The organism is Blautia sp. ZXY-1-C6 (assembly GCF_056339875.1).
Map to the genome: position 1 here is coordinate 1 of NZ_JBWJVQ010000061.1, position 4,292 is coordinate 4,292.

General features: G+C 35.9%; 4 protein-coding genes, 1 pseudogene and 1 riboswitch. All 5 genes and pseudogenes read left to right on the forward strand.

Going from position 1 to position 4,292, the window contains the following annotated elements:
• A partial coding sequence (locus tag AC075J_RS02505) for a hypothetical protein (protein WP_476389943.1) occupies positions 1–2,210 on the forward strand: 2,210 nt, incomplete at its 5' end.
• 250 nt (positions 2,211–2,460) lie between these two features.
• Positions 2,461–2,594: pseudogene (locus AC075J_RS02510) on the forward strand (peptide deformylase); the annotation flags it as partial.
• Between the two features lie 215 nt (positions 2,595–2,809).
• Positions 2,810–2,906: riboswitch (THF riboswitch) on the forward strand.
• A gap of 135 nt (positions 2,907–3,041) precedes the next feature.
• Positions 3,042–3,599: a GTP cyclohydrolase I FolE gene (gene folE / locus AC075J_RS02515; RefSeq protein WP_022381439.1), complete on the forward strand. Its 558-nt coding sequence runs from the start codon at positions 3,042–3,044 to the stop codon at positions 3,597–3,599.
• A gap of 157 nt (positions 3,600–3,756) precedes the next feature.
• Positions 3,757–4,068, forward strand: coding sequence for an HD domain-containing protein (locus AC075J_RS02520; RefSeq protein WP_476389944.1), 312 nt, complete (start codon positions 3,757–3,759; stop codon positions 4,066–4,068).
• 70 nt (positions 4,069–4,138) lie between these two features.
• Positions 4,139–4,292 (forward strand): dihydropteroate synthase (locus tag AC075J_RS02525; protein WP_476389945.1); only part of this gene is annotated, 154 nt, incomplete at its 3' end.

Below are 4,292 nucleotides of genomic sequence, written 5' to 3' on the forward strand. Positions count from 1 at the left end.
ATAAAATACAACAGTTTTCCTGTGTGAATAATAGATATGCATTGCGTTTGCATAAGGTTGGTTTAATGGCAGAATGTGGCCTGCTTGAAAGCGCATATTCAGAATTGAAAGCGCTAATTGATGAATTAGAAGAAGCCATTACTAACATGCCAAGAGAAAAAAATAAAGATTTTGTACAATGTGGATCTATTTTATCTGGTGCATATGAACTTTTAGCATTTGTAATTCAAGGACTCTATCCATTCGACAAAAATGAAGAGCTTCATACAACATGGAACAGAATAGAAGAATATTCTCGTTTTTTTGATTTTGCGAAGGAAAAAAATCAATGGAATAATAATTTATACAATTATTACTGCAAGCATAAGGAAGAACCTTTTGAGATTAATCGAGAAATAAAAACAATTATATGGGGGAGCAATGGATTTTGCGAGATTTATAGTTTTTATAGGGTGTTGACAAGGATAGCAATGCCTCTGCATCTTGGTATGACAAGATTTCTCCCGCATCAGGAAATTGAATTTGTAAATGCCCTTATTATAAATACTCCATCATTAGGTTTCTTCATGTGTATGAGATCAGGAAATAACAAAGTAGTTAAATCCATTATTTCCCGTAAAAACTGTATTAATGTAGGATTTGATATTTGCAGAAAATTGTTTGATTATGCATTTAAATGCATTGAGCAGAATATCGAAAGTATCAGCGTAAATACTGAAAGAGGAAATGCGTATACACATTTGCTGAATAATGGTCTGGAAATTCTTAGAAGATTAGTTTCGGTATCTTCTTTAGTTCAGCAGAAAAAATTATTGACACTGATGTGCAAGCTAATTGATACAGATATTGTACATGAATACCGTGTAATGGATAAATGGATTCATCAGATTCTTTGTATCATAGATGAAAATATTAAATCTCAGTATTTAAACGAAATATTATTATCTTCAACAAAAAACAGAACACATATAGGTGAGGATAGATCAATTGATCCCTTCGATGTGATTTCTGATAGTACTCTTGCAAAAAAATACTATGAGAAAGCAAATATAGATTCGACTATTGTAGATGATCTGATAAAATGTGCAAGTGAATCGGATGAAGATTATTGGGCGATTATTCCGCGTTTAAATAAATTAAGAGAATGGTCGTTATTATCAGATGAACAATTGGTGGATTTACGCGAACTAATTTGGAAAAATGTAAATGCAGACACAGGACTTCCGAATTTTAAGGAATATTATGCCGCAGTTTATTTGAAATGGCCAAGTCCAGAGGAAATAGATGTTAAGGATCTTGTGCGAAGCTATATTATGGATAATAAGTCTGATGATAATCTGAAATCCAGAGGACTTGGAGCAGTTACGATGGGCGGGGCAAGAATATTTGAAGAACTTCAGTGTATAAATTATTTGTACCCCGATTTATTAAAAATTGCGGATATCGAGATCATTTTTTATAGATTTATAGAGTACTGGGAAATCGGTAGGAGCAGATTTGATGATAATGAGCACAGGGATTTTTATTATGATGAATTCTATGATAGGTATCAAGCACTGGAGCGAGTAATTGGAAGCTTTTCATTTGAAATAGATCAGATGAATTCTGATTTAGTAGTGTCGTTATTAAAAATGTTTGATGAAATGAGCGAATATGGGATAAATACTTTAGAATCAAGAGCTCTTTTATTTAGCAAAGAAAGAATAGAAGCTGAATTAGGAGAAAACATTATTGATCAATTCTATAGTGATGATAAGAATAAAATAGCAGATGCGACGAATGCTGCTGAACATATTATTTTGAAGTGGCCGGAATTAGATACAGCAAAAGAATTGTTGATCGAGCAAATAAGACTTATAAGATATGGGAAACAGCCTGGATTACAGATGTTTTATATTTCTATACATAATTTGGCATATATGGGGGTGCTTGATCTATCAGATGAAATTCTTATGCCATTAGATAAGGCTTTATTAGAGTGTGCAGAGCATACGGCTTATGAAAAAATAAAGGAATGTACAGAAAAAGAGATAAAATCTACAATAAATCTTCGTTCCGCATGTGCAAGAACTGCTTTTCAAATAGATAAGTGTATTTCGGAAAAACCAGATGCACCGGTATTGAAAGGCATTGAAAAATGGAAGGAAATATGTATTGGAAGATTGTCAAACAATGAATTTGTAGAGGTTAAGAGACAGTGGCTTTTATAGATTAAAGGATTATATGCTAATAGACAAGATTGCTTTATTGTATCTCCGAGACGGAAAGGTTCTGAGTTTCAGAAGTAGAGGAAAAGACATATATTACAATCCCGAAGGAAAAGAGAAGGCACAGAAACAGATATGCAGATACTGGCGCGATATAGCGATATTGGAAGATCGCAGTAAAGTTGAAGCACAGGCACATTATCATCAGGAAGGAATCACTATGTGGATAACCTGGTATATGGCTAAGTTTGCTCGTGAGTCTAGATACCAGGAAATAGAAGTGGAGTATTATGACTTTAACTGGAAAAAACAGCGCCAGAAATTGTCAGGATGGACGGTACAGATCTGTTAGCTGAAATTAATTATTTGTCCGGAAAGATTATATAACATGGAAATAGATGTGTTACGGAATTATGTACGATTCTGGATCCGGAATGAGAATTGTTGGACCGGAAGATGTAAAGCAACAGTATAAAGTATATCTGCAAAGTGTACTTCGAAACTATTAGTTCTGGCAGCAGGAAAAAATTATTCTGAAAAGTCAGAAAAAACCTTTTCTATTATCGTATTACATGGTATACTGAATACCGAAATGAATGATATGCAAAATAGGATTTTATGCGTCAAGTGTTCGGTGAATGGGGAGTTGTCACTGAAACGAAAAGTACGTCTTACGGTATATTATCCGCACCCGTTGCAAACAATATAAGAGGATATCTCATATTGTGTTAGGGAATGTTTTCGACATACATTCTATCACAATTGGAGATATCCTTTTTAATTTGGTCAAAAGGATAATCTCCATTTCAAAAATACAAAGGAGGTTATTTTTTAATGGTTGACAAAGCGAAAATTGAGCAGGCAGTCCGTTTGCTTCTGGAAGGTATCGGTGAAGATATCACACGGGAAGGTCTGATTGATACTCCTGACAGGATTGCCCGCATGTGTGAAGAAATTTACGGAGGTCTTGGTCATGAAGCGGATCAGCATCTGTTGAAGCAGTTTCCTGTAGAAAATAATGAAATCGTGCTGGAAAAAGACATCACCTTTTACTCCATGTGTGAGCATCATCTGATGCCTTTTTATGGAAAAGCTCATCTTGCATACATCCCCAACGGCAAAGTTACCGGTTTAAGCAAACTGGCACGTACAGTAGAGGTTTATTCCAGAAGACCACAGATCCAGGAACGGCTTACTGTTCAGATTGCAGATGCTTTGGAGCGTACTCTGGATCCAAAAGGAATTATGGTAATGTTGGAAGCGGAACATACCTGTATGACCATGCGCGGAATAAAAAAACCAGGCAGCAAAACGATCACTACTGTAACCCGTGGTGCGTTTACAGAAGATAAGGAACTGCAGAAAATGTTCCTTTCTATGGTAAAAGGATGAATAACAATTTTTCAGATATGGATCGTGTCAATCAGATTTGGAGGCACCCGGTTTATCAGGAACATTATAAAAAAATACAGGAACTTGAGAGTGAACGGATCTCTCTGCCGTCATACGCCTGAACATTTTCTGGATGTTGCACGGCTGATGTACATTTATGCACTGGAGGAACATCTGGAGTTGTCCAAAAGAGCTTATCTATGCAGCAGCACTTCTTCATGATATCGGACGTGCACAGCAATATCAGTACAACATTCCCCATGATATTGCAGGAGTAGAAATCGCAAGGGAAAAAACCCCGACAGATCTGCACTTTACAGAACAGGAAAAAGAACTGATTCTGTCTTCCATTGGACATCACCGAAAAGGAGATTCCCGCAGTACGTTGGCAGCACTTCTTTATAAAGCGGATAAGCAGTCCAGAAATTGTTTTTTATGTTCCGCAGCTTCTAGAATGCTATTGGTCTGATGATAAAAAAAATATGAAAATTGAATACTGATCTTCTTCATAAGCACAAAAGAAAGGATGGGCTCTGCTCATGAAAATTGGAAACCGTTTTTTTGATACTAAGAATCATACTTACATAATGGGAATTCTAAATGTTACCCCTGATTCCTTTTCTGACGGCGGCAAATGGAATCATATGGATGAAGCTTTGAAACATACAGAGGCAATGATTGCTGATGGTGCAG

Bases quoted from the DNA above. Each gene is read 5' to 3' on its own strand.
- folE (WP_022381439.1), top strand. From the start codon at position 3,042: ATGGTTGACAAAGCGAAAATTGAGCAGGCAGTCCGTTTGCTTCTGGAA.
- AC075J_RS02520 (WP_476389944.1), top strand. From the start codon at position 3,757: ATGCACTGGAGGAACATCTGGAGTTGTCCAAAAGAGCTTATCTATGCA.